Source organism: Fredinandcohnia onubensis (genome assembly GCF_002734285.1).
Classification (GTDB): domain Bacteria; phylum Bacillota; class Bacilli; order Bacillales; family Bacillaceae_L; genus Ferdinandcohnia; species Ferdinandcohnia onubensis_A.
This window is the reverse complement of sequence record NZ_NSEA01000021.1, coordinates 25314-51193: the sequence shown is the minus strand read 5'-3', so window position 1 is coordinate 51193 and position 25880 is coordinate 25314. Positions and strand designations below refer to the sequence as shown.

The window sequence follows — 25880 nt, the reverse complement described above, 5'->3', positions numbered from 1 at the left end:
GTCAAATAGCAAAACTCCCACTACTGGCAACAGTATTGTGGGAGTTTTTATGAGCTATCCACTAAGATACGGATTCAACTTCTTTATGATCTGTTCCATTTCCTTGGATTGGCTAAAATACATCTTCTTTGCATTATTATCCTTCGTTTTAAAAGCAGTCTGTTCTAATTCCACTTGTATTTTTCTCAACTTAATGGCTAGGTTTGGCTTTTGTTTTTCTTGCTTTTCTGGATTCTTATCCTGAGCATTTTTCTTATCATTATATAAATCAACATAGACACTGCCATCGGAATTGATTTGTGCCAAAAAGACATCCTCCGTGTTGGATGCCCCTTGTTTTTTTATCTCTTGTAAAAGCCACTCTTTGGAATACCCCAGATAATTCAAATGTTTCTCTAATACCATACCATCAATAATTGCTAGGGAAGGACCATGATCTTCTTCGACACTCAAGCCTATATCATTAGGAGTGATCGCCTGGTATTTCGGCTTTTTCAATACACTAATCTCTCCATTTGTTTCAAGCATTGCCAGTTCAACCTCCGAAAGATTAAAAGCGCCTTTTATCCGCAAGCCATTCAAGAGATCATCGAAAGTCATTCTTTCTTTTAAAAGAGATTTCTCCATCACTTTTCCGTCCTTCACCAGTATAGTTGGACTACTTTCTACTATTTCTCTGAACCTAAACGATTTAACAGCACCAAACCCAATCAACAATGATAAAATCGTAAAGACAACTAGTCCAATTATGCCATTTAGAATTTTGACAGACTTATCGATGACGATGGTACTCGCCATATCCCCAATCGCAATCCCAACCACATAATCAAAGAAAGTAAGCTGATAAATTTGTTTTTTCCCAAGAATTCGAGCAAGAAGAAATAATATTAAAAACGATAACAAGGCTCTACCTGCTACTAATAGATATTCAGACATAGCAACCTCCGGTGTATATTGGTACAATCTAATATATCTTACCCTTTAAAAAACGGAATATTATCTAAAGTAATGTACCTCCCTCTTTAATTAAATTCATCCCTAAAACAAAGGAATGGATCTGTTATGCTTTTATTAAACAAAAAAAGCAACTGCCTTTTTCAGCAATTGCGAGTTTAGTTTTCTAATATAGATGCTTACTAATATGACTTTACTAATTATTTCTTCAAAAGCCTATCTGTATTTCCTTTTTTTGGTATATAATGTAATAAAGGAGTTGATCAAATGGAATTGCTCTTTGGAATTTTACGTGCAATTGGCGATTTCTCATCGGCTGTCGCAACTGCTGCTATAAGCAAATTTTATGATAAATCTGAAAAATAATAATTCTTCTTTTGGGCGATCTGTATAGATTAAGCCTTTTTTATTTCGCTCTTTTTTATACTCCAACATAAAGGTAAGTTTTTTTCTATTCAAAGATCCTGCACCGTTATCCAAGTTCACATTGATCTTCCCCCTATTAATAACTCTTTTAAAACTATCAGCATATTATGTTGGGTGAATATCTAAAAAAGGGAGTGAATTTAATTGGCTTTTTTTCCAACTCAAGGTTCAATGAGACAACAACCACAATCCCCACCCCCTCCATACGCTCCACCTAAACCGTTTCCTTCACATTATTTAGTTGACTGTTTATCTAACTACACATATGTTTGGTTAGTAAATGGAGAGGAATTCTGGTTTTATCCGACGTACCTCCAATATGGTGAGGTTGCTGGATATAGGTGGACTGGTACATTCTGGACGTTCTATGGATTTGATGAAAGACTAATTGAAACGGTTGCCTGTTATCCTATCCCTACTTTATACTAAATAAAATCACCTTGTGGAAATGAAACCACAAGGCTTTTTTGTTTTTTAGTTATCTATAGAAGTAATACACTAGTTTTATTAGATCTCCTCATGTATCATTTTTTACTAACCTAGCCTCTAATAGTGAATCAAAAATACACAAGGTTAATCTCATTAAGACTTCCTACTCTTACATGAATCATCAACAATGCACAATTTCACACTTTAGAATCCTTTTAACATTACTAATCGAAATATTTTCTTAACCTTATGTCACATAGGTATTAACCTGCATAAGGTACACTAAGCCATTGTCAAATGTTTATTGGAGGGAGTTTATTTGTACATGCAATTTCGAGAACAAACAGATGCACCCTATATTTATTCCGGAAACGTAGTGTTGCTTGATATGAAGCAAGGTGATATTACAGGAGACGGAATAGTTGATTACGTATATTTATTTGGTAAAAAAAACGTTGAAACAGATATCTTCGCTGATCATATTACACTTGTACTTCAAGATGGGCGTTCTAACCAAGCTACAACAATTAATCTTCAAAATAATGCTGGATACAATGCTAAGCTCTTCCTTGGGGATTTTTCTAAAGATAACATAGTTGATATCTTGGTAAGTATCGAGTCTGGAGGAAGTGGCGGGTACGGTTTTTTCTACATTTACTCCTTCAAAAACAATATTCCAAGACAATTATTTGATATTGAAAAATATAATAATAGCTATACTTTCGAAGTCAATTATGAAGATTTTTATAAAGTAAGTGTTGCAAGTCTACCATTAGGCCCGCTTTTCACTCTTGATATCAACTACAAAGGTTATGATTATCTATCACAGCTTTACGATGGAAATGGCAAATTAAAACAGCCAGTCAAAGGCGAGGTTCTTGCTGCTGGGGCTTTAAATCCAATTATTATGAATCCAAAGAATACGAGTTATGATTTACTTATTTCAAGAAGGATCATCGGTATTTCAAATTCGGATACTCTAGGTTACGTCGAAGACCTTCTTACATGGAATGGCACTCAGTTTACATCCCTGAGATTGGCAATAGCGATACTTGGAACAAAGGTCATGAGCCTCTACTAATTTCGAAAGAACAAGCCCGCTTTATCGTTTAATTTACTATCTATAAAAAGGAATGAAGGTACTGTATGACAAATTTCTATTCGTTTCAGGGAACTGTTACAGTGATTAGTGATTTTTTTACAGGTCAAAATGGTGAAGGTTGTTTTAAATTATTTACTGTAGAGAACGGATTAGGAGAAATAGTAAACTTCGTGGTGTCGCCTGCCACATACTTTGTAGACCATGTAATGGTGACAGTAGGAGATCGAGTGACTGGATATTATGATGGAGATGCCCCTGCTCTTCTTATTTACCCTCCACAATATCAAGCACTTGTTATGGTGAAAGAAAGCCCAAATCAGAATGTAAAAGTAGATTATTTGAATAGTCAGTTGGTGAGTAGCGATGGACAATTACGCTTAAATATTTCACCTTATACTAGAATCGTATTAACAAATGGGCAGTCTTTTACAATGAATCCAGTGAACCGGGATCTAATTGTGGTCTATGGACCCACCACACAAAGTATCCCCGCCCAAACCACACCCTATAGAATCATTGTTTTGTGTTAGGATTTATCAATAACAGGAGTATGTGTTGTCTAAAGGTCGCACAATTTGAACATCTAATATGGCATTTATATAAAAAAGACAATATAAATTAAACCTTGAGGATGAATGTTCTCAAGGTTTATTAATGTATTTTTCCTTTAGTATGTTCCACGATTGCACCGCGGGCGCATCCATTACACCTTTTAAAATACCCAATCATATTAGATTGCGAGTTCAATAATAAATGCATTCAAATTCGAATATTTCTTTTATAATAAAAAGCAAGGAAAGGAGATTTAGATGTTATACATATTATTTGCATTCATGGCGATATGGTTTTTGACAGCATTTTTTTCTTATTATCTGTTCTATTTTCTAACCATTTCCGTTTGCTCGATTGGGATACTTACGATATTTTTCTGGAAAATTGTCTGGGAAGGCTTATATAATCAATACCGATTACGAAAAGATCCTGCCTATCGAAAGAATATGGCCTTTTACAAAGAAAAGAAACGAAATGAGAAAGCAAAACGTCTGCGGAAACTTACTCCATTTCAAAAATGGAAGACAACAACGAATGAAATACTTTTCTCCGTTTTTTCATGGATTCTGATCCCTTGTATTTTTTTAGGTATTCCAGCATGCGCATTGGCCATTGGAGGGAGCTTTTTGCTTGACTTCCCGTCCTATCTCTTTGGAAAAACGGAAACGGCGACCGGATATGTATCTTATTATGAAGAGGTTTCAGGCAGAAAATCACTTTCTCACACGACTGTAGAAATAGAAAATGAGGACTATGTTTTAACACACCCTGAAACGTTTTATATAGGTGATAAGGTAAAAATCAACTATTTGCCACATACAAAAATCATCAGGGATTTCGAAATAGTGGAAGAACGGAAAATTCAATCAGAGTTATCGGTCCCAACAACAGATCCATCAATAAAAGACCATCCAGCAATCGGATCGTGGGAAAATACGGATGATGATGAATATATTTCAGTCTTACTCTCCGAAACTGGTTCAGCGACTCTAGGAGAAATTGAGGGTGATGAAGGAATATTTTATAATGGCCGATGGAAGTATGACGAAAAAGAAATGATCATTACAATTGAAGTGGATGGTGCGGAAAATCTATCATGGCAACCGGTAGACCATCCAGTTAAAATCGATATCAAGGTTCTTTCGATTATGGATGACTCATTGGAAATTGAGTACCATCAGAAGAAAGTCCGCTTAATAAGATTATGGTAGTTTAAAAAAACTTCAGACAAAAAGTGCAATGCCAGAGCAATGGAACACAAATTCATTTGCTGCCCTGGCACCGAAATTTTAATTCTATCCCTTTTTATTCCTACTCTCGAAAGTGCCCCTCGTTAAAATTTTTCTATGCGATTGGTGTTCCATTTTTCACATGTTCATCCGGCCTTAAAAGGACTACGTCACCTTCTTCAGGAATTCCTCCAATTACCAGTACCTCCGACTTAAAACCTGCGATTCGTCTCGGAGGGAAATTTACTACCGCAACCACTTGATTACCTATAAGTTGTTCTGGTTTATATCTTCGAGTAAGTTGGGCTGATGTCTGTTTCAATCCAATTTCTCCAAAATCAATTTCTAATTTTATTGCAGGTTTTCTAGCCTCTGGAAAAGGTTCTGCTTTAACAACAGTTCCAATTCGGATATCCAATTTTAAAAAATCCTCTATCGTCGCCATGAACGCACCTCTTTTTTTACATTTTTTTCTAATTTTAACTTATTCCTAGAAAAAAATAAATAATATAGAAGAACAAAACTACATCTCAACTTCAGACATATAGGAGTGCTGTCTTCTTGAAGAAACAGAATTTACTCTTTTATTTTTTATTACGATTGGTGGTTTTGTATTTTTCACCTTTGCTATCATAGGTGACCCATTCACCAACTGGTTCACCTTTTTCAAAATACCCTGAACGCTTTATTGTTCCATCGGAACGATACCATTCCCAATAACCTTCAGGCGTATCTTCAATCATTTTCCCCTTTGACCATATTGTTTTTCCGTTTGCATGGTACTTTATTGTGTATCCATCAATTACTTCCAGTTTCTTTTCCTTGACACCATTTGGTTTTTTCAAATCACAATCTTCATTTTTCATGACTTACCTCCGATAATATAAAAGCCTTTTTCGTTTGTTGTTAGTGTAAAACAATAGGAAGGACATAACCCCTATTACAAATAATTGCGTAAAAAAGGTATTCAACTCTATCATATCAAAGCTAAGTATTACCCATACCATATTTAATAGAACTGACATACCAAACCCTAACATAAGAATGTAGATTTTCGTTCTTTTATAATGATCTCTCCCCCACAAATACTTGATATAAATAAAAGTGAGTATGCCTACAATAGAGACTGGTAGAAACCATTCTGAAGGTTTTAATATAATGGTTTCGTCTGGAATCCCTTCGAATATGAGGCTACCTAACGATAACAGATGGAAAAGTAAGATATAAAATACTAATAGTAAAATAGCTATTATGTCACCAATGAATAAAACAAGATTAAAAAATTTATTTTTGATAAAAGCCCCTCCTGTATAAATAACTCTTCGTTCGCACTTAATATTCAATTGATAAAATTACCCCGCGTGGCTTGATCATTACACAAGTGCCCAGCTTAAAGAAAAAAACGTTGCACCATATTATGATGCAACGCTTAATTGTATTTTATTTCTAAACAAATCCTTGAATAAATCACCTAATTTAACTTAGCAAATGCTACCAAAGATCCATTATCGCAAGATTGGAAACCATTCTTTTCATAAAAATGTCTGACATCAGGGGCTTCCTCTGTTAATAAAACTTTTTGACGAACATTTTTATATTTCTTCAACACCTGCTGCATCAGTTGAGTAGCAATTCCTTGATTTTGATAAGCATTTAATACAAGAATATCTTGAATGTAGATAATTGTTAATCCATCCCCAATTATACGAATTAACCCAACTAATTCTTCACCATCCCAAGCAGATACAACCTCTAACGATTGTTCAAGTGCCTGTTGAAGAACTTCTAGATCTTGTGTATAAGCATACCATTCCACATCATTATATAATCTTTCTAAATGTTCTCTATTTATATTTTTACTACTTTTAAATTTTATCGCCATTATTTTTTCCTCCTCAAAATAATTTATTTTGAAGAGTTGATCCATAATTTATCCACTGTCTTATGCCTCCTTATTGTAAATTTCCGTAAGTTGTTAGAATACTATTTCGACATTACTCACTATATTCCTTCTTCCTTTTTACGTTGAAACAGTAATTGAAGACCGATCCTGTTCCTATTCTGGCGCCACAAGTTCTACTTTTATTCGATCAGGGTCTTCAAAATAAACAGCATAATGCTCCTCTCCTCCAGCAAGAGGATGCTTTTCAGGATAAAGGATACTTACCCCTTTTTCTTTTAATTTGTTTGTCATTTCGTCTACGTGTTGACGAGAACTTGCATGAAATGCTAAATGATTAAGACCTACTCGGCAACGATGATACGGAATATCTAAAAACCTGTCCTCAGCCTGGACAAAAACAATGTATGTATCATCCATTTTCCAGCTGCGTCCTTCTCCCCACTCTTGATAGGTTTCATATCCCAATTCTTCAAGAAACCAACCCCAAAAATCTACTGTCCTCCTTAAATCTGAAACATATATTTCAATATGATGAAGCAACCCTCTGGACAATGAAAACTCCCCCTTTCTTACTGTCCTAAACTTCACTCATGCGTTTCAGTCAAATTATTTACATTCATCAAATAGCCATTTTTTCAAAGTCTTGCTTTAATATTGCATACATCAACAAATCATCAAATTTTCCGCAAGTAAATTCATAATTTCTCAAGAGTCCTTCTTTAATAAACCCCTTTCTTTCTACTAATCTTTGTGACGAAATATTCGGAGGTTCAATTAAAGCTTGTATACGTTGCAAATTCAATTGTTCAAATCCATATGTAATGACTGCTTCTAACGCTTCACTTGCAATGCCTTTTCCCCAATATTCTTTACTTAACTCAAAACCAACTTCAGAACGGTAATGTTGTGGAACTATGTTCAAAAAACCACAACTTCCTATAACTCTTCCTTGCCCTTTCAACGTAATTCCCCATCTAATCCCTGTTTTCTTTTCAAATATTGATTGATACCATGAAATTTCATCTAAAGCTTCATCAGTGGAAGTAAATGGTTCTAGCCCGTAATGTTTCATTACATCTTTATCAGACAAATATACTAGAATGCTTTCTGCATCATCTTTGGTTACTTGCCTTAATATCAATCGATTGGTTTCAATTACAGGAAATATATTTTCTTGTATCATATTAACCTCCTAAAATCGTTATTCTTTTTAAAACTCGTTAATAGCAAAAATGACACTTTTTAGTATCTCAATTGATTTAATTGGTTCTTTATCAAGTTCTAAAGCGTGATTTCCACCCTCCACCACTTTTAATCTAAGATCTTGATTATTTTTCAATTTTTCAAAGCGTTCCTCAATGAAACAACTATCTTTATCACCAATGATACAAAGTCCTTTATTTTCACTGTTAGCCATTGCCTTAAATACGTCATCTCTTTGTAATAAAGGTGTCAACCATATTACCTTTGCGTCTTTAAGTATTGGATGAGCAAGCATATAACTCAAAGCGATTGTTCCAATTGATTTCGCTACTATATAATAATTACTGTATTTCTTGTTACTAGTTGCGTTGTCAATCGCTAGTTGTACATCTCTTGCGAAATCCCTTTCATTTAGAGCAGACATTTCTTCTCTACTAAACTTATAGTTAATATGTAATACGTCAAAACCTTCCGAGTAAAATACCCCTGTTGTATAGTGCAATAATGGAGCTTGTGTTGTGTAACCAGCCCCTGGTAAGACAATAACTAAACGATTTGTTTCATCATTTTGTTTTATTAATCTATAAGGAATACTTTTAGAACTAATAATTTTATCAACAGTCACCTTTTACACTCTCCCTAAGGTTTTATTTTAATTTTTGTAGATTTTCCTTCATAAGTGATGCTATTTGCATTTGATCATGTTGTGAACTGTTTTCTAAATGCTTTATAACTAACTCTTGTCGTTCAGTAGGATGATTTTGACTCAATTTCGCTTTTCCTTCAATCTTTGTAATGTTGATTCTGAACGCTGCAATTCCTTTACTCATTCCTTCTATATAACTCTGATCAACACCACTTAGATTGTATGTACTGTCAGGGCTTTCATATTTATTGACCAAGTCATTTAACGAGTCATACATCACTTTCTTATCCTCAATAATCTCAAGCTTTCCATATACATGGATAGATACATAGTTCCAGGTAGGCACTGCCTTCGTTGTTTCGTACCAAGAAGGTGAAATATAGCAATGAGGACCTTGGAAAATCGCAAGTACTTGTTGGTTCTCAACATCCTTCCATTGTTCGTTCGGACGTGCAAAATGACCATATAAAGCATGTTCAGATTTATAAAACATCAATGGAAGATGGGTAGCATAGGGCTCCCCATTATGTTGGGAAACTAAAGTTGCGAAGCTATACTCCTCAATTAAATCATAGATCACTTCTTCATCATCAATCCTAAAATATTTAGGTATATACATGAAAATCCACCCTTCAATAATGTCCCACCAATTAATTAAGCCAAGAAACTTCTACCTACTGTTCGAATGTTTTTGTCATAATATAGTCCGTTTGTTCCTCATCACCCATGTAAAAAGAGTGAGCTCCGGTTTGAACAAACCCCAATTTCTTATAAAAAGCAATGGCATTTTCATTCTTTTCCCATACGCCTAGCCAGATTTTCTTTTTATTCAATTCCTGCGCTATTTCAATCGCTTTATTAAATAGATATTTACCAAGTCCGTGTTTTTGAAATTTGTTCTTTATATAAATCCTCTCGATTTCAAGTGAGTCATTCCCCATTTCTTCCGACTGGGCATCATTGGTATTGACCTTTAAATATCCAGCAAGTTCATCCTGGAAGTAAACAAAAAAGAATTGCGATGACATATTGGATAATTCTTGTTCCAATTGTTCTAAGTTAAATGCCTTGTCCAAATAAGCACTCATATTTTCGGGTGAATTTTGATCCTTAAAAGTCTCATTAAATGTTTCGTAACTAATTTCTTGAAGTATGTGTAAATCCTCTAGGTTACATTGTTTAAAATTTATAGTCATTACGATATTTCGCCCCTTAAATAAACTCAATCACTCTTCCATACTAACATAATATTCCAACAACACTAATAAAAATTACCAGTTAAAAAGACGACCAGATTAGATCGTCTTGTGCTCCTATTTCACTATTTAGTTAGCCATACCTCTACAAATAGATGGTTTCAAAAGCTCTGATTCACAGTTCTCATTTTTTCTATAACAATAGTTGCTCCAATAAGAATAAGAGTGAAAATAAATAAAAATATTGGAAATAGATTCATACTGAAACCTTGAAAAATAGTTCCTACTAATGGCGGTAATACAGTGATTCCAACATAACCTGCAGCTACCTGATACCCTATAATTGCACTCGAATTTCTTTCACCAAATCTTCTCGGTGTTTCGTGTATCATGGTTGGAAAAATAGCAGCACACCCAAGACCTACTAGGATAAAACCACCATATAAAACGCTGCCTGAACCAAAAGCAACAATAAGAATCCCTACGAGAAGCGATACTTCGCTAAACAACAACAGCTTTTGATTGGATAACCAAAAAGTAATGAATCCTGAAATAATCCTTCCCCCTGTTACACTTGCAAAAAAAATAGATATGATGAAACTTGCATTTACTACTGATACTGATTTCACTTCAATTAAGTAGCTACTCCCCCACAAAAAAATGGTTCCTTCTAAACCAACATAAAATACGAAAGATAATATAGAAAAAATTACTCCCTTTTGTTTTAAAACGTTTCGAGGAGAACTTGTACGATCCTCAGTTTCTTTGGATACCTGTTTTTCATTTTGCTTCCAAAGAGGGAGCGAAAGAAATAGAATGATAGCAAGTACAAATTGAATGCTACCAATAATCATATAGCCGTTTCTCCACGAAAAATGATTATTTAATATCACACCCAAAATAATGGGTCCAGACGTTGCACCTATCCCCCAAAAAGCATGCAACCAATTCATGTGATGTGCTTTGAAGTTCACAGCCACATAGTCATTTACAGATGCATCAATCGCTCCAGCTCCAAAACCTAAAGGTAACGCTGCAAGTATTAATAAATAAAAATTGTGTGTAAACGCAAAACCTAGCAAACCTATTACACTCAGCAGAACGCTTCCAAATACTAGCTTTCCGGTTCCTATTTTTGCAGTAATTCGAATCGCCTGTAAACTAGATATAACCGTACAAATGGCAATTGTCATTGAGATGACGCCAGCTGCACTGTATGTAACACGAAACTCTCCCACCATTTCTGGCCAAGCTACTCCTAAAAGTGAATCCGGTAATCCTAAACTGATATAGGTAGAATAGATGATGAAGATAAAAATGTAATTACGCACTTAAATTGCCTCCGTTATTTCCCTTTGTCTTACATTAATTTACTGTTTCTATTGCAAACTACAGTATAACAAAAAAGCAATATAAGAGCCTTTAATAATATGAAAATATGACAAATGACTTTAAAATTTTTGAAAATATAAAATGCCTTGCCCTTGTTGGAGAAAAGCTACCGTTACCTAAACAGCATTACTCAACCTAAAATCGTGGATTTAAATAAACATTCGATAATCTTTTAGTGTTTTGCTGTCTTGTGTTATATCGTTTGGCCATTTGCGGTATAGCATTATCGTTTCTCGGTCTCATGATATACCGTTTTGACTCTTTGGGATATACCTTTTATCGTTTCTCGGTCTTTTCATATACCGTTTAGGCCATTTGCGGTATAGCATTTATCGTTTCTCGGTCTTTTCATATACCGTTTAGGCCATTTGCGGTATAGCATTTATCGTTTCTCGGTCTTGTGATATACCGTTTAGGCTCTTTGTGGTATAGCATTTATCGTTTCTCGGTCTTGTGATATACCGTTTAGTCCATTTGCGGTATAGCATTTATCGTTTCTCGGTCTTGTCATATACCGTTTAGACTCTTTGCGGTATAGCATTTATCGTTTCTCGATCTTGTGATATACCGTTTAGACTCTTTGATAGATGATTTGCACAACTCCAGATGAGAACGCTCTTGTTTGAACCAATTTTAAATTTATCCTCTTTTTCAAATCAATAAACAATGGTTTTCCTTCTCCCAAAACAACAGGGTGAATAGATAATCTAAATTCATCAACAAGTCCTAAATTAATAAAAGTTGTAATTAGACTTGCTCCACCATATAGCCAGATGTCTTTTCCGTTTTTTTTCTTTAGTTTATTTATTTCTTCAACAATCTTTTCATTGATAAATATCGCTTGATGATCATTCTTTTTTGTTCGAGAAAACACGTATTTCTCTTTACTATGAACCAATTTCCAAATTTCCTTTTCAGAATCAGACTCTTCATTTTTCGGAGTATATTGCCCCCATAAATCGTAACTTTTTCTACCATATAAAATAGTATCAATTTGGTTTAAGAAATCAGTGAATTTCATATCAGGGTCCATAATGCACCAATCCACTTCTCCGTTTTTCCCTTCAATAAAACCATCTAACGTAACTGCTAAATCTAAAATGATTCTTCTCTGTTTAACGTGATTTGTCATGCTCTCGATCCTTTCGTTTCAAATAGACATATCCCTGATTATTTACATATCATAAGGCTTTTCATATTTAACTAGCACATGCCACAAAAGTTTTTATTCCTGAAGTACCTCCTTGAAACTACCACTGACAATCCAATTTTGAGAATTACGGTGAATACTAATCCCCTCTTTTAACTGTTCGCGTAAATTTAGTTGTTTCCCTTCTTTTTTTAGGGAACAATACACTTGAGGTGGTTCAAATGGTAAAAAAGGTATTTGTATTTCTCTTTATTTTTCAATTACTATCAACAAGTGGTATTGCTCAAACGACCCAGCAAATACAAATATTCGATATAGATCAAGACAAAGTTATAAAATATGTACAACTAAACACGGATGTACAAAAAGAAGTAGAGAAATTTCTAGAGGGAATATCAGGCGTATATGCAAAATATAATCCCATTCCGAATAAAGGAACTATGATAAGAATTCCACTAGAACCAAATATTATGGTAAGAAATAAATGGTTTGATGACCTTGTAGATGAAGTAACCATTATTCTTCCTAGTCAAGAGGCTCCATATCTAATGCTGTTTGACGACGAAAACAAACCATTTTTCTTAACCTTCGAAGGCAACACAGAAAAATTATTGGATTTATTGGACTTTAAACCATAACAGTAGTTCCGCTTTAATCATGTAAATTATAAAAACACCATACTCTGGGAAAGATTAGCAAGAGGTGATTGGGATGAATAAAGAAGAATTAAAACTCACGTCAGCTGAAATAGGAACGCTATGGGGAGAATATGTAAACGGAACTGCTGTTGATACAGTAAATAAATATATGTTTTCCATTATAGAAGATGAGAAAATAAAGAAGCTATTCGAAGATGCCATTAAGATATTTGCTTCTCAAAAAAAGCAGGTAAAAACATTCATTGAAAGTCAGGAATTCCCAATTCCAATAGGATTTAGCGAGTCTGATTTGAATAAGACGACCAAAAGGTTGTTCACTGACATCTTTTGTTTGCACTATCTACATATAATGACCCTTCATGGTATATTAGGACATTCTACAGCCCTTAGTTCTTCCATAAGAAAAGACCTAAGACACTTTTATCAATCATGTTGTAATGACGGAATGAATATGTACCATAGAACAATTGAATTACTATTGGAAAAGGGACATTTTCAAAGAGATCCCTACTTTTATCCGGCAAAAGGTCCAGAATATGTATCAGGTCAACAATTTTTAGGTGACTTTTTCGGAGATCAACGGCCGTTAGCTGCTACAGAAATTATCGCTCTATCACTAAATATAAAAAAGAAAATATTGGAAAAATCACTTTCTATAGGATTTAGCCAAGTAACTCAATCACAGGAAGTTAGAAAATTTTTAGAGAAAGCAGAAAGTGCATCAAATCAACAAATTCAAGCACTGAGTAAATTACTTAAAGCAGATAATTTACCTGTTCCCATGTCTTGGGAAACAGAGGTCACTAACTCTCAAGATTCACCTTTTTCCGATAAGTTAATGATGTTTCATATTGGTTTCTTATTACAGTCAGCACAGTCCTATCACGGTGCAGGTCTAGCTTCTGCCATGAGAATGGACCTCGTAGCAACTTATGAGAAGATCATATTAAAGAACCTAATGATTACCAAAGAATGGTTTAATATAATGACTAAAAATAAATGGTTAGAACAACCGCCACTTGCTCCAAATAGAAAAGAGATCTCTAAAAATAAGTAAAGATGTCTCTGTGCTGGGACATCTTATTTTTTATGGTTCATTGTTAATAACTTTAAGGTCCCTCCAATAATATGTAACAAATAGATGATTATTGAATATATCACTATCCCGAGTGTGTAATTTATTGGTCTTGTTTGCGAATTAATTCCATGCATTGCGTTATATAATTCCGCTTGTTGTTGAGACCACGAAGTTACAAATATGGTAACTACTATTAAAGTTAATGCTAGAATTGCCTTTTTATGAAAGGTTACGTTAACAAAACTGTACTTTAACGCATCAACAAAATTTAGCTTTCCATGGGTTCTTGTTGCCGGATTTCTTTGTGTAGGAGCTAAAAAGTAAAATAACAAACCTCCCCATACAATAGCCATCATAATCAAACTTGTATAATCCATGTTATTTTAAACTCCTTCCTTTAAGCCCCACTTCTCCTGTAATTTGTCTAGCTTTTTCAACTCAGAAGACAGCGTTAGATAGATATCTTCAACAAAAAAAGCGATAATCCTTCTAGAACTATCGCATTCTTCTTCTGTACTATTTCACAATCTCTATGCTGTGAAACAACTGAAATTATTAATCCCCCAACAAACACCGATCTCCAACATTGTTTCCTACTCCCAATCCATCCCAGTCCGCCGTATTGTATAATCGAATGTAACTTTTATCTCCATTTCTTTGTAGATTTCAGACCATTTTTCATCGGTCTTCACTTCCTCATCCCAATACGTACCGAATTTGGCTCTGATTCTGGCGCCTAGACCTAGAACATCAGACCCATTCTCCTGTAGTTGCTTTATTAATTTACTGCTAACTTCTTCCATCTTTTTATTGGCTGCTTTTTCAATTTTGTTGATTTTTTTGCCATTCACGGTTACGCCAATGGCTTCCTCAAGAATTGCATCTATTTCTACATTGATTGTTGCACTCGGTGCTCCATTTTTTACATCAACTTTTATTTTTGAGTTTCGATCTTGAGCTTGAATCATAAAAACACTCTTATTATCTAACGATACGGTAACAGGGTAACCGCCCGAAGCCTTCTCCTTCATATCCATAAACGCACCAATTTCCATTGGTGATGTTAGTCCAACCATTTTTCCACCTCGAAAATAGGCGATTCCATCCACCATAATTCGATCCTTGTTAATGACTTTTATCCCTGGGAGAATTGGGTCAATCCCTTTATCTGAAACATCTATCCAAAAGTTTCCGAGATATTCACTTGGTAGCTTTCCAAAGCGGACCGCATTATCAAGTGTATCGCCCAAATAAAGTGCAGGTACTGTTTCAAGAGGCGGCGCTGTTCTTAACACTTTTGCTGCGTTCTTTTTATTTATTGCCATCCAGGCTGTTCTTCGGACCTCATAATCGCGTTTTAAAAATTCACTTATATCCGATATCCCTTTCTTAGCGATTTCATCAGATACGACAATAATCTGTAAATGACCAAGATATAATTTTTCAGCGAGCTGTTGCTGGAGATTGGACATGGCATCTTTTATTGTATGCCCATATGTTTCTAATAACCACGCAGTTTTTTCAGAGCCTTCCCCACCACCACCTTCAGGGCCAAGCTTGATTTTTCCAGGTAATGCGATTTGAGCAGTAACCTTATATAAAATATCTTTTTGTCCTCCTGGAAAGTTTCCTTCGAGATGTGTTACTTCAGTTTCATCATCCCCCTCGGCAAGATCGATCGCAAGTGCCAGTATATTAGCACGATCCTCCAGTTCATACCTATCCCAGCACCCAGATAAAACTAGAGTAAATAGAAGAGGCATAAAAACTCGGAACATTTTCATGCTGAGACACATCCTTTTTTACGAAGTTTAGCAATTCCTAAAAGGATTACAGGAAATACAATCGTAAAGGGAAGGCTCGAAAATGTAACTAGCATTAATAATTCATACATGTGATAAATATTTCTTGGAAAAATGGCTATACAAAAGACAATCGGAAAACCTGCTAATGCTATCACTCGATAATTGTAGTACCGAAAAAGTTCCCCTATACCTCGAACAATTAGAAAATAATAGGATAAAAGTGTTGTAAAAACACCATATATCCAAGAAATCACCAAAATCGCATCCACCCTAGCTAAAATTTCGCCTGGAACGTTTATCATTCTTCCTAGAATTAATGTTGGCCAAATCGTTTGAAGAATTTCCTCATCTCCAAATACACCAACAGTCATGAATACAATAAAGATAACAATAACGCTAGCTATCAGAAGCCCCCAGACTCCACCCTTTACACATTTTTCTGGTTGTTTCATATAAGGAATGACCATTGTAATTATGAAAAAACTTAACATCGACTGTGTGACCACGATACTCCCTTTTAAAAATTCTCCCCATGTTGGGTCATTTCCTAGAATTGGAGTAATGTGATACACCTCAACATTTCCAAAGGCTGGAAGTAGAACAAGTGCAAATGGAAAAATGATCAACGGCATATAGAAAAAATGAATATAGGCAAAGGTTGAAACATTTTGAAACCCCGTTGTTGCACATAAAAAAATCATCATAAAAATGGCTATGTGAATGGGTGTAGTCGGCAGAAGTACACCTGCGACAACTTCAGCGAATTGTCGGGTTTCAAGGCCCATGTTAAACGTGAATAATAGAATGATCACTACACTAAAAAAGCGACCAATTAATCTACCTAAGATGATTTCATTGTATGTAATGAAGGTATGCTTCGGAAATCTTTTTCCCAAATACACGACTGCTAAAAGACCAATGAAAGTAATCCCAACTCCAATTATGCTCGCAAATGGAGCACCAATTCCCGCTCCCTTGACAACAAATCTCGGAAAGGCGAGCATTGCAACACCAAGGATAGAGCTTATAACTATGAATGCAACTTGCACCGCTGTAATTTTTTCGCGCTGCTTATCCATTGGTATCACCATCCTTTTGACCATTCAATGACGACTTCGGAATCCTTTCACTTTTAAGGTCCATCCGTTTTATATCCTGTGGCTTTAACTCTGCAGGACGATTCTTTAACCATCTTAGTGGAGCACGAAAGAATGAATCTTTAATACCTGTAAAGTTTCCAGGGGCAACAGGAGTCATATATGGAAGACCAAAGGAACGCAATGATAGCATATGATTGAGAACGAAAATAACCCCAAACGCTAATCCCAATAATCCAAAGTTCCCAGCGAGAAGGATTAAGGGGAAACGCAACATTCGAAAAGCTGTTGCTGCATTATACGAAGGGGTTGCGAATGATCCAATCGTTGATAATGCAATAATAACAACTGTAATTGGACTAACAAATCCAGCCAAAACTGCTGCTTGTCCAATAACAAGCACACCTACAATTGAGAGTGCCCCACCCACCTGCTGAGGCATACGGACAGTTGCTTCACGTAATATTTCCATCGCTACCTCCATCAGTAGCACCTCAATAAACACGGGAAAGGGAACCCCAGCACGACCGCTAGAAGCAGCGACAACAAATTTCGCTGGAATCATTTCTGGATGATATGAAAGAACCGTTACATAAAAGGAGGAAAACGTTAATGAAAATATGAGAGACATAAACCGAATCAAACGGACTGCACTCGTAATCATGAATCTCTCATTATAATCCTCACTCGTTTGATAAAATTGATTAAAAACTGCCGGTACAATCAATACAAACGGCGAACCATCTACTAGGAGTACGACTCTACCTTCTAGTAAATTTCCTACCGCTTTATCTGGCCGTTCCGTATTTTGAACCTGTGGAAACGGAGACCTGGGATTATCTTCAATAAACTGCTCAATATATCCAGCATCCAATATACGGTCAATATCAATCCTATCTAAACGCTTTTTCACCTCATACAATAACTCTTTATTAACAATACCCTCTATATAACTAATCCCCACTCTTGTTTTTGTACGACTTCCAACTTCCATTTGCTCTATTCTGAACTCAGGTACAGGTAATCGATAACGTAATAGGGATACATTGGTCATGATTTGTTCAATAAACCCATCACGAGGACCTCGAACCACTCTCTCAGTCTCAGGTTGTGTAAGACCCCGCTTTTCAGACTTGAAGGCATCAAGAAGAAGAGCACGCTCGGAACCATCTATTAGAACAACACATTTCCCTCTTAATAAACCAGACAATAAAGATGATAATTTTGACTCGGATGTTCCTGAACAATGATAGAGCACATCTTCAAGGAGTGTGGACGTAAGACAATTTGTGTTGAGTTTGGATTGAAGGTATGACTCGCCAAGTCTATTCTCTTGGAGAGGCTTGATAATATCTCGATCAATTTTTTCTTGATCAACTAAGCTACTCATATACAGGACGACAGTTAAGGTTTCACCAAATAAATGAAACCTTCTAGTTGAAAAATCGATATCCTTTTCGAAAATTTGTTTAACCTCTTCTACTGTTTGATCTACGTGACCACTAATACTCTCTTGCTTTGACTCCAAGACTTGACTCTCAGGTAAGGAGACTTCTTGTTGGTGTTTTTCTTTCGTTTTAAAAAATGACGGCATCTTTCTCCCTCCTTCAATACGGTATTTTGTATCAAAGATACTTAAAAATGTATAATTTTGGATAAATATTACTTTTTTAGTACTTTTGAATTAGAGCAACAAAAAAAGGCGATAACCCTTCATGGATTATCGCACCGTTCGTTCAAATATTACTAATGTTAGAAGAAAATGAGAAGTAATGCTCCCACTAAGAAACAATAATATGTAAAATAAGATAGCTTCCCACTTTTCATAATTCCCATAAACCACTTCAAGGCAATATAGGTCATGAAAAGTGTTGCGATAAATGCAGCTAAATACGGGATGGCTAAGTCTGCTTTATTGGGTTCATTTAGAAAATCAGAAAGACCTAGAATAACTCCACCGAGACTCACGGGAATATACAACATAAATGAAAATCGAAGCGCCGTATCTGGTTTCATTCCAACAGCAACGGCTGAAATAATGGTTGCACCTGAACGACTGATACCTGGTGTTAATGCGACAGCCTGCCCCAATCCCACAATGAAAGCATCCTTGATTGTAAGATCACTTTCTCCTTTATTACCTTTCATATTGCGAATTAACCATAAGGCAATCCCTGTAACGAAAAGCATCAGCGCAATCGTCGTCATACTAACATTTTCTGCTATAAAGTCACTTAATAATATCCCAAGAACACCTGCTGGAATAGTGCCAATGACGATAAAGAACACAAACTGAAAGTCACTCTTATAACGAAAATCTTTCGTTTTCAGATAAAGTAATGAATTTACTGCAAGTCTTGCAATATCTTTTCGATAAATAAAAAGTATCGCAAATAGTGAAGCTGTATTTGTTAAGATAGCAAAAGTAAATCCTTGTTCACCTAGCCCCAAGATTTCACTAGCAATCATGACGTGCCCACTAGATGACACCGGAATTGGTTCTGTAAAACCTTGAACTAGCCCAACAATAATCATTTTGATAATTAATATGATATCCAGTTCCCCCATTGTTACCTCCTTATAAAACGGTTAATAGTCCGACGTGTCTGAACCTATTCTTAAATATATTATACTTAGATGAGAAAAACCATCGACTAATCTTACAATTTGGCGGACTAATCTAACATTTTTGACACGTTAGTTATTGGATTGAAATTAACCCTCTCCACTACTCTATCAACCGATTGAAAATATTTCATTATGTAAAGAGATAGTGATATTTTTCACAACTTTGTCACAAACTTTTTTATCTTCTTTTGACTTATTTTGTCGAAGGTCTTTTCTTTGTGTAAAAAAATTTGCATAATAGTGTTTGTATTTGTTTTAAAACGCGTTAAATGAATAAAGAGGTGTAAAAATTGTTACAGGAAAATACACAGTTTAATCGGGAATCTATTATTATATCAATCGTTCGAAAAAGGGATGAAATGATACGACTAGCTAGTTCAAATGGCCTGTTAAATAGAGATACAATTAAATGTAGTCAAGAACTTGATAAACTATTAAATGCTTTTAATAATTATAAAAATTAATATCCACGAAGGTGTCCTACGTCAGCTAACAAATGTCATTCAATTGCGACACCAGGTCTTTCCCTCAACTAATCATTATTAGCAAAAAGTTCTCTTCAATTATAAAACTCCAATTCTCCCTCTGCTATAATTACTCAAATAAGAAAAAGAGTTGCCGATCATCTTGAATCTACAACTCTTTTACTATTAGTATTAATAAATTGTTCCTCTGCGTTTCGCATGATTTAACGTGGGACAAGGGACCTGTCCCCTTGACCCATTTCAGGACCGGAAGCGGCTTAGGAATTGTTGAAGGCGTTCGCTTTCTGTGTTTTCTAGTACTTCTTTGGGAGTTCCTTGTTCGGCGATTACGCCGTTTTCTAAGAAAATAATACGGTCAGCGACGTCTCGTGCGAAGTCCATTTCATGTGTGACCAGGACCATTGCCATTTCTCCTTCTTTGGCGATTTCACGGATCACTTCTAGTACTTCACCTACTAGCTCTGGGTCAAGGGCTGAAGTTACTTCATCAAAAAGCATCACTTTCGGACGCATGACGAGCGCTCGTGCCATCGCTACCCGTTGTTTTTGACCACCTGAAAGCTGATTTGGATAGTTTTCTAACTTATCACCTAGGCCAACTTTTTCTAACATTTCGATTGAATTCTTCTTGGCTTCCTCCTTTGATTGGCCCTTCACATTAATGGGACCTGTCATACAATTTTCTAAGATAGTCATATGCGGAAACAAATTAAAGTGCTGGAATACCATCCCGATATCCCCTCTTATCTGCCTTAAGTGCTTTTCATTAGCTCTGACTAATTCACCTTTTTTCTCCATTTGCCAGAGGTTTTGGCCATTCACCTCGATGACCCCTGAAGTTGGTTCCTCCAATGTCATTAATAACCGAATAATGGTCGTTTTACCAGACCCACTCGGTCCGATTAGTGCGATCTTTTCAGCCGGTGCGATATCTAAATTAATTCCTTTTAAGACATCTACCTCATCGAAAGATTTTGTCACATTTTTATATGATACAATCGGCTCAGCCATCAATTGCCACTCCCTTTTTTACATTCTTAGCTCCTGTTGGATCTTTCTTATCAAATCGTCGGTTCATCTTGTTTTCTAATTTTTTGATTAAGATTGCTGATGGATAACTTAATAGTAGGAAGAATATAGCCACTAATGTATATGGTTCTAAATAAGCCCAATTTCTCGCACCGAATTTATCCGCCATAAGCAACATACCTGCAACCCCAACGGTCGATGTCAAAGGGACCTCCTTAAACATGATGATTAAATAATTCCCTAGCATCGGGATAGTCGGAGGAATCGCCTGCGGAAGGATGACTTTTGTCCATCTATCTTTCACAGACATATTTAAAGCGATCGAGGCTTCCCATTGCCCTTTATCGACAGATTGAATACCAGAACGATAGATTTCAGATATGTATGTACTATAGTGAACACCAAGACCTAGCACCGCAACCGTGAATGGACTTAAGCTCACGCCAACATATGGAACCATTGGTAACCCAAAAAACAAGAAAAACAATTGCACAAGTGGCGGTGTCGAGCGAATAAACTCAAGTACAAATGACACAACCCACTTAAAGGGTTTAAATGGGATTCGTTTTAGAACAACCCAGACAAAACCAAACACCATCGCAAAAAGATAACAAGCAATTGTTACCCCAAGGGTCACCCATAGCCCTTTAAAGATCATCGGAAGTGATCCAAAAAACATACTCCAATCCCACATTATTCACTTGCCACTCCCTTCGATGATTGTTTTTCCGCCCATTTAGTTAAACCAATTAAAGGTAAGGCGATAATAAAGTAGAATACAAGAATTAGTAAGTAAACAGTAGGCGTAGAAGAAAGATTCGTGTTTGTATAAAGTTGGCCTTTATACACAATATCAGCCAAGCCTACGAGCGAAATTAGTGAAGTTGCCTTTAACATTTGAATCAAATAATTACCGAATTCCGGAAGCATCATCCGTACAGCTTGCGGCAAGATCACAATTCTCATCCGCTGAAAGCGTGACATATTAAGGGCGATTGCTGCCTCTGTTTGTCCGTGTGCAACGGATAGAATTGAACCACGGACGGTTTCTGACATATAGGCACCATAGTTCATTGAAATGGCAATCACACAAGCCCAAAATTCGGAACCTAATTCGATCCCAAACAAAATTGGCAGTGCATAGAAAAACCAAAACAATTGAATGATTAAAGAAGTGCCACGGAAAATTTCGACGAAAAAACCCGTAAATTTTCGGATAAAGATATTCTTCGATAAACGTCCAAACCCCGCTAAAAAAGCAACTAGAAAGGAAAAAAATGCCGATGTAACTAAAATTGTAATCGTAATATTTAGACCTTGAAGTAAAATTGAGAAGATCTCACCTATTTGACTAATTGGAATCACCTCTTTTTTAATTAAACCGGTGGAATTGCGCTTTATTTTGTGGAATTGCGTTATAATCATCAGAATTACGTTTTATTTCACGGAATTGCGTGTTAACCTTCGGAATTGCGTTTTACTTCGCATAATTGCGCTATAAGCACAGAATTGTGTATTATTATTCAAAATCCCGCTTTAACTCTCCAAATCTTGATTTAAACCACAAAATCCACTAAAAAACAGATCCCCCAATTGGGAGACCTGTCTATCTTTTCCCCGTGTTATTTTAAACTTTCGATCACTTGCTCCGTTGTTAAATCGTTTGGAACAAGGTTGCCTTCACCAAAACCAGATGGGGTAATGAGATCAAGAATCTCTCCGTTTTCTTTAAGTTTCTTTAGCTCTGCATTGTAAGCTTCCCTGAGTTCGTCGCTATCTTGAGCAAAAGCTGCTGCACCAAAACTTGGTACACCTTTTATATCTGGTTGTTCAAAATCCTCAACAAATTCTAACGCCGATTGGTCAGAAGATTGCAGGGCCATTTTCACTGTCATTTCGGTCCCTGTTGTCGCTTGTGCTCGACCTGATTGGACGGCAGAGAATGTAGCTGGAATGTCAGCAACCTCTAAAATTTGATCCTCGCTAACACCCATTTCCTTTAAGAATTCTATTTCCGTTGCCCCAGACATAACGGCTACGATTACATCAGGATTGTCTGCAATATCAGTGTAGCTATGTAAATCTAATGGATTCCCTTTTTCAACAATCAAGCCTTCACCATATTGAATTTCTGGTTCACCAAAGTCTACTTGTTTAGCACGTTCAGGTAGAATTGCCATTCCCGCTGTAATAACATCAAATTTACCTGCTTTTACACCTGGAATCAGCTGATTCCATTCAGCGATTTGCCCCTCAACATTTTCAATTCCCATATTGTTAAATACCTTTGTCGCAATCTCGACGGCTGCTCCTTTTAATTCACCTGTTTTGGGATCCTGATACGCATATGGAGCTTCGTTTGAAAAGCCAATTGTAACGGTACCTTTTTCTTTCAGCTCATCTAGTAAACTTGAAGAATCACTACTAGACTTCCCTCCGTCAGTTGACCCACCTGTTTCCTGACCTGTTCCACAAGCTGTCATAATTCCCATGATGAGTACTAAAAATAATATTGATAGTCGTTTTTTCATGTACTTAAATACCCCCTGAGTTTTTTATTCTAGAAAAGATTGTAATTGGTAATACTTTTTTCAAAATGATTTTTGAAACGAAAGTACCACGAACAATGATGTCATATAAAATTGTATATCTTTTTTGAATAATTGCTCAAATGCCATATTTTTGGATAATTCGGGATATATTGGGATTATACATGTTAAGGCCCGCTGACTAGGTGATTATGTAAACATGCTCCTTTAAAATCATAAATGGTAACAAATGCTCCAAAATTGGAAACCACTGGGATAGGTCACGTGTACCAACCTCTATAAAATAGTAGAAAAGGTTATGACTCTCCTATTCTTGAAGAAGTTAGATACCACTCCAAAAATTTATCTTGAAAGTTTTTATTTTCTATCGTAATATTGTTTAAGTAAAACGAAATCATTACGATTTATTTAAATCAAAGAGACTAAAAAATGCATCAAGTACATGAATTTTTTTTGGTTTCATAATCGGAATGATTACGATATACATTTTACATATACCGAGTAAATCAGAATGATTATGATTGAGAGGGATATTGATGAAAATTAAACACGTCATTGCATTTTTCGTTTTATTGGCAACCACATTGTTGTTTGGGTGTGTTTCAGACAACAAAACGAGTACAACTGAAGCTAAGAACACCCCGACACCATCTGAACGTCTTAAAATCTATACTACAGTTTTTCCATTACATGATTTCACAGAAAAAATTGGTGGTGAACATGTAGAAGTTGTAAGTGTGTTCCCTACAGGTGCTGACGCACACACATTCGAACCTACTACCAAAACAATGGTAGGTATAGCGGAAGCAGATGCTCTTATTTATGTGGGTGCAGGAGTAGAAGGCTTCATTGATGCAGCCATTAAAACATTGCAAAATGAAAAGGTGCAGCTGGTGAAGGCTACAGGAGATATGGAACTTGCGAAAACACAGGGAGAACACGAATTACATCATGATGAGGACATAACTAAAACTGAACAAGACCACCATCAATCTGATTCTAATAACGAGGAAAGCCACAGCCATGATGAACACGAAGGACAAGTTGATAGTGAATCAGGTACGGAAGACCACCATCATCATGGGGACGTTGATCCACATGTTTGGTTAGATCCTCTTTTAGCTGTAGAGTTGGCTGAAAATATTCTTCATACTCTTGAGGAATTAAAACCAGAGGCTAAAAAAGACTTTGAAAAAAATTTTGATGAACTAGTTAAAAACTTGCATGCATTAGATCAAGAATTCATGGATGTTGTGAACGAGTCTTCTAGGAAAGAAATAGTAGTATCTCATGCAGCTTACGGATATTGGGAAACTAGGTATGGTATTAAACAAATAAGTGTTTCCGGATTATCACCAACAAATGAGCCTACCCAAAAGGACTTAACACACATTATCAAACTAGCAAAAGAACATAACATCAAGTTTGTACTGTTTGAGCAAAACCTTACTTCAAAAGTAGCTGAAATGGTAAAAAATGAAATCAACGCTGAAGCTCTAACTCTTCATAACCTGGAATCAGCTACAGAAGAGGATATTAAAAACAATGCTGATTATTTTAGCATTATGAGACAAAATCTTGAAACATTGAAAAAAGCTTTACATTAATCAAAAATAGCATAGGTCCTAAGGGACTTATGCTATTTTTTAATAAACCATTTCCATATCCCGAACGATATATATAAAGTAATAAACATTGAAATCCAACTCCAGTACCATCTCCAATGTACATATTCAATGTTATCTGTGTATCTTTCAAGTATCACCTCTATACCTGTTAATAAAGAAACGATTATACTTGTATATAAAAGTCCTCCTAACTTGGATTTTCGTGGATAATATAAATTATACATAGCACTAACGATTGGGAACGCAAAGTATTCAAATGTAAAACTAGTTCGAGCCGCATCATCAAAAAATCGAACTGGGTAGCTGATTAAATTAAATTCGGAGACAAAAAAACCTAACGGCCAAGTAATCGCTTGCATAATAAGCAAGCCTAAAATGGCTAAGCGAATTTTTGAAACGGGTACCAATAAAAAGAATAATAAGATTCCTATTATCCATGAAGATAAAAGAATAATTATTTCTAACATGTATACCTCACCCTTTTCCAGAGCAAGATCATTAAAGGTGTTCCTATACCAGTTGTTTTTACTCAAATAATCTCAATCTTCTTTATATTCCAAGATTTATATTAGCTATACTTTTAGTACTTGTCTATAGAAACTAGGCAAAATTACTATATAAAATATAACTTTTTTACTATATTCATATAAAAAGGGAATATATGGGACTTTACTCCTAATTTATGTAATAAAGAAAAGCATTACCTTTGTTCCAGTAATGCCCTTTAAGTATTTGACTAT

The 25880-nt window shown here is 35.7% G+C and carries 29 protein-coding genes; 8 read left to right on the top strand and 21 right to left on the bottom strand.

Features of this window, described 5'->3' with window-relative positions; translation table 11 throughout:
* Positions 1-54: 54 nt before the first annotated feature.
* Positions 55-936: a DUF421 domain-containing protein gene (locus CKJ95_RS19215; protein WP_099355063.1), complete on the bottom strand. Its 882-nt coding sequence runs from the start codon at positions 934-936 to the stop codon at positions 55-57.
* A gap of 588 nt (positions 937-1524) precedes the next feature.
* On the opposite strand from CKJ95_RS19215, the gene CKJ95_RS19210 reads away from it, so the two are divergent.
* The 4 genes from CKJ95_RS19210 (at position 1525) to CKJ95_RS19195 (ending at position 4674) form a co-directional block, all read left to right on the top strand.
* The gene (locus CKJ95_RS19210; protein WP_218962762.1) at positions 1525-1809 is read left to right on the top strand and encodes a transporter; all 285 of its coding nucleotides are present in this window, start codon (positions 1525-1527) and stop codon (positions 1807-1809) included.
* A 325-nt stretch (positions 1810-2134) separates the two neighbouring features.
* Positions 2135-2890 (top strand): spore coat protein, encoded by a 756-nt coding sequence (locus CKJ95_RS19205; protein WP_099355164.1) that lies wholly within the window; start codon positions 2135-2137, stop codon positions 2888-2890.
* 65 nt (positions 2891-2955) lie between these two features.
* Entirely contained in the window at positions 2956-3441 is a 486-nt protein-coding gene (locus CKJ95_RS19200; RefSeq protein ID WP_099355062.1) for a hypothetical protein, read from the top strand.
* A 279-nt stretch (positions 3442-3720) separates the two neighbouring features.
* Positions 3721-4674 (top strand): hypothetical protein, encoded by a 954-nt coding sequence (locus CKJ95_RS19195; RefSeq protein WP_099355061.1) that lies wholly within the window; start codon positions 3721-3723, stop codon positions 4672-4674.
* Positions 4675-4807: 133 nt separating this feature from the next.
* Here the strand turns inward: CKJ95_RS19195 and csaA are convergent, their stop codons facing one another.
* The 10 genes from csaA to CKJ95_RS19140 all read right to left on the bottom strand — a co-directional run bounded on the left by csaA (position 4808) and on the right by CKJ95_RS19140 (position 12164).
* On the bottom strand, positions 4808-5137 hold the full coding sequence (gene csaA / locus CKJ95_RS19190; RefSeq protein ID WP_099355060.1) for a chaperone CsaA: 330 nt from the start codon (positions 5135-5137) through the stop codon (positions 4808-4810).
* A 139-nt stretch (positions 5138-5276) separates the two neighbouring features.
* Positions 5277-5558, bottom strand: coding sequence for a hypothetical protein (locus tag CKJ95_RS19185; RefSeq protein ID WP_099355059.1), 282 nt, complete (start codon positions 5556-5558; stop codon positions 5277-5279).
* A 605-nt stretch (positions 5559-6163) separates the two neighbouring features.
* Positions 6164-6574: a GNAT family N-acetyltransferase gene (locus CKJ95_RS19175; RefSeq protein WP_099355057.1), complete on the bottom strand. Its 411-nt coding sequence runs from the start codon at positions 6572-6574 to the stop codon at positions 6164-6166.
* 174 nt (positions 6575-6748) lie between these two features.
* Positions 6749-7147 (bottom strand): VOC family protein, encoded by a 399-nt coding sequence (locus CKJ95_RS19170; protein WP_099355056.1) that lies wholly within the window; start codon positions 7145-7147, stop codon positions 6749-6751.
* A gap of 67 nt (positions 7148-7214) precedes the next feature.
* Positions 7215-7778, bottom strand: a complete 564-nt coding sequence (locus tag CKJ95_RS19165; RefSeq protein WP_099355055.1) for a GNAT family N-acetyltransferase — start codon at positions 7776-7778, stop codon at positions 7215-7217.
* 27 nt (positions 7779-7805) lie between these two features.
* Positions 7806-8423, bottom strand: a complete 618-nt coding sequence (locus tag CKJ95_RS19160) for an alpha/beta hydrolase (RefSeq protein ID WP_099355054.1) — start codon at positions 8421-8423, stop codon at positions 7806-7808.
* A 22-nt stretch (positions 8424-8445) separates the two neighbouring features.
* The gene (locus CKJ95_RS19155) at positions 8446-9063 is read right to left on the bottom strand and encodes an FMN-binding negative transcriptional regulator (RefSeq protein ID WP_099355053.1); all 618 of its coding nucleotides are present in this window, start codon (positions 9061-9063) and stop codon (positions 8446-8448) included.
* Between the two features lie 55 nt (positions 9064-9118).
* Positions 9119-9640, bottom strand: a complete 522-nt coding sequence (locus CKJ95_RS19150) for a GNAT family N-acetyltransferase (protein WP_099355052.1) — start codon at positions 9638-9640, stop codon at positions 9119-9121.
* Positions 9641-9801: 161 nt separating this feature from the next.
* Positions 9802-10971, bottom strand: a complete 1170-nt coding sequence (locus tag CKJ95_RS19145; RefSeq protein WP_257215864.1) for an MFS transporter — start codon at positions 10969-10971, stop codon at positions 9802-9804.
* Between the two features lie 632 nt (positions 10972-11603).
* On the bottom strand, positions 11604-12164 hold the full coding sequence (locus CKJ95_RS19140; protein WP_099355051.1) for a dihydrofolate reductase family protein: 561 nt from the start codon (positions 12162-12164) through the stop codon (positions 11604-11606).
* 239 nt (positions 12165-12403) lie between these two features.
* Here CKJ95_RS19140 and CKJ95_RS19135 point away from each other — a divergent pair, with 239 nt between their 5' ends.
* Positions 12404-12820, top strand: coding sequence for a hypothetical protein (locus CKJ95_RS19135; protein WP_099355050.1), 417 nt, complete (start codon positions 12404-12406; stop codon positions 12818-12820).
* A gap of 73 nt (positions 12821-12893) precedes the next feature.
* Positions 12894-13898 (top strand): DUF3231 family protein, encoded by a 1005-nt coding sequence (locus tag CKJ95_RS19130; protein WP_099355049.1) that lies wholly within the window; start codon positions 12894-12896, stop codon positions 13896-13898.
* 23 nt (positions 13899-13921) lie between these two features.
* On the opposite strand, the gene CKJ95_RS19125 is transcribed toward CKJ95_RS19130, so the two are convergent.
* From CKJ95_RS19125 to CKJ95_RS19105, 5 genes are all read right to left on the bottom strand, one after another.
* Entirely contained in the window at positions 13922-14296 is a 375-nt protein-coding gene (locus tag CKJ95_RS19125) for a hypothetical protein (protein ID WP_099355048.1), read from the bottom strand.
* 216 nt (positions 14297-14512) lie between these two features.
* Positions 14513-15703, bottom strand: coding sequence for a Ger(x)C family spore germination protein (locus CKJ95_RS19120; protein WP_099355047.1), 1191 nt, complete (start codon positions 15701-15703; stop codon positions 14513-14515).
* The gene (locus CKJ95_RS19115) at positions 15700-16803 is read right to left on the bottom strand and encodes a GerAB/ArcD/ProY family transporter (protein ID WP_099355046.1); all 1104 of its coding nucleotides are present in this window, start codon (positions 16801-16803) and stop codon (positions 15700-15702) included. Before CKJ95_RS19115 ends, CKJ95_RS19120 begins: the two co-directional genes overlap by 4 nt.
* A complete protein-coding gene (locus tag CKJ95_RS19110; protein ID WP_099355045.1) occupies positions 16796-18415 on the bottom strand; it encodes a spore germination protein in 1620 nt (539 codons plus the stop codon). Before CKJ95_RS19110 ends, CKJ95_RS19115 begins: the two co-directional genes overlap by 8 nt.
* A gap of 158 nt (positions 18416-18573) precedes the next feature.
* Positions 18574-19389, bottom strand: coding sequence for an undecaprenyl-diphosphate phosphatase (locus tag CKJ95_RS19105; RefSeq protein ID WP_099355044.1), 816 nt, complete (start codon positions 19387-19389; stop codon positions 18574-18576).
* Between the two features lie 350 nt (positions 19390-19739).
* Here CKJ95_RS19105 and CKJ95_RS23230 point away from each other — a divergent pair, with 350 nt between their 5' ends.
* Positions 19740-19913 (top strand): aspartyl-phosphate phosphatase Spo0E family protein, encoded by a 174-nt coding sequence (locus CKJ95_RS23230; protein ID WP_142353963.1) that lies wholly within the window; start codon positions 19740-19742, stop codon positions 19911-19913.
* Positions 19914-20174: 261 nt separating this feature from the next.
* Here CKJ95_RS23230 and ehuA read toward each other — a convergent pair whose 3' ends face one another.
* The 4 genes from ehuA to ehuB form a co-directional block, all read right to left on the bottom strand.
* Positions 20175-20945: an ectoine/hydroxyectoine ABC transporter ATP-binding protein EhuA gene (gene ehuA / locus CKJ95_RS19095; protein ID WP_099355043.1), complete on the bottom strand. Its 771-nt coding sequence runs from the start codon at positions 20943-20945 to the stop codon at positions 20175-20177.
* The gene (gene ehuD, locus CKJ95_RS19090; RefSeq protein WP_257215863.1) at positions 20938-21642 is read right to left on the bottom strand and encodes an ectoine/hydroxyectoine ABC transporter permease subunit EhuD; all 705 of its coding nucleotides are present in this window, start codon (positions 21640-21642) and stop codon (positions 20938-20940) included. The genes ehuA and ehuD overlap by 8 nt, the downstream gene beginning before the upstream one ends.
* A gap of 14 nt (positions 21643-21656) precedes the next feature.
* Entirely contained in the window at positions 21657-22388 is a 732-nt protein-coding gene (locus CKJ95_RS19085) for an amino acid ABC transporter permease (protein ID WP_099355041.1), read from the bottom strand.
* A gap of 197 nt (positions 22389-22585) precedes the next feature.
* Positions 22586-23494, bottom strand: coding sequence for an ectoine/hydroxyectoine ABC transporter substrate-binding protein EhuB (gene ehuB / locus CKJ95_RS19080; protein WP_099355040.1), 909 nt, complete (start codon positions 23492-23494; stop codon positions 22586-22588).
* A gap of 554 nt (positions 23495-24048) precedes the next feature.
* On the opposite strand from ehuB, the gene CKJ95_RS19075 reads away from it, so the two are divergent.
* A complete protein-coding gene (locus tag CKJ95_RS19075) occupies positions 24049-25119 on the top strand; it encodes a metal ABC transporter solute-binding protein, Zn/Mn family (RefSeq protein WP_099355039.1) in 1071 nt (356 codons plus the stop codon).
* A 32-nt stretch (positions 25120-25151) separates the two neighbouring features.
* Here CKJ95_RS19075 and CKJ95_RS19070 read toward each other — a convergent pair whose 3' ends face one another.
* The gene (locus CKJ95_RS19070) at positions 25152-25607 is read right to left on the bottom strand and encodes a CBO0543 family protein (protein ID WP_099355038.1); all 456 of its coding nucleotides are present in this window, start codon (positions 25605-25607) and stop codon (positions 25152-25154) included.
* Between the last annotated feature and the right edge of the window lie 273 nt (positions 25608-25880).